The sequence below is a fragment of the Rhizocola hellebori genome, assembly GCF_016862955.1.
GTDB lineage: Bacteria > Actinomycetota > Actinomycetes > Mycobacteriales > Micromonosporaceae > Rhizocola > Rhizocola hellebori.
Genome location: NZ_BONY01000202.1, coordinates 1 through 685 on the forward strand (window position 1 = coordinate 1; position 685 = coordinate 685).

General features: G+C 71.7%; 1 protein-coding gene. It reads left to right on the top strand.

The genetic code is table 11. From position 1 onward, the window contains the following. Positions 1-217, top strand: a 217-nt coding sequence (locus Rhe02_RS49520; RefSeq protein ID WP_203915561.1) for a hypothetical protein, incomplete at its 5' end; no start/stop codon positions are given. Positions 218-685 lie beyond the last annotated feature (468 nt).

Below are 685 nucleotides of genomic sequence, written 5' to 3' on the forward strand. Positions count from 1 at the left end.
TGGCTCGGCATCGGCAAACCCATCCCCGACGAACCTGGCACCTCTCGGCCCCGCGCTGCTCGGCCTGACGGTGCTTGGCCTGACGGTGCTTGGCCTCGCACTGCTTGGCCTGGCGGTGTTGGGCCTGGCGCTGCCTGGTCTGGCGGTGTTGGGCCTGGCGCTGCCTGGTCTGGCGCTGCTTGGCTCTTGGCGGGTCGGGCGTGGCGGTCCGGGCTAGCTGGCGTTGTCCCTGCTTGGGTGGGCTGTGTCTGGTCGCCTGGGCTGTGGGCGGGTGTTGTTCGCGCGAGCCCTGACTGCGCGGGTGCAGCCCGATCGGGCCGTGCCCGGCTTGGTTGCGGTGACTGGGTGGGCCGGGTCTGGCTGGGCGACGAGGGCGCGGGCCGGGTCTGGCTGGGGTGCGGTGATTGGGTGGGCCGGGTCTGGCTGGGTTGCGGTGCCTGAGGCCCGGTCTGGCTGGACGATGACGGCGTGGGCCGGGTGTGGGCTGGCTTTGCCTGGCCGGGTGACCGCTGGGCGTGGGTGGGGTTTGTCTTGGACGGCCGGGTCTTGGTGGGCCGGGTCTTTGTGGGTTGGTGGGGTCGGGCGCGGGTGAGGCCGTGGAATAGGAGGTTGCCCTCGGGGTCGACCACGGAGAAACGCCATTGGGCGTCGGAGCGTGCTGCGGCGCATTGTCGGGCGATGTCTG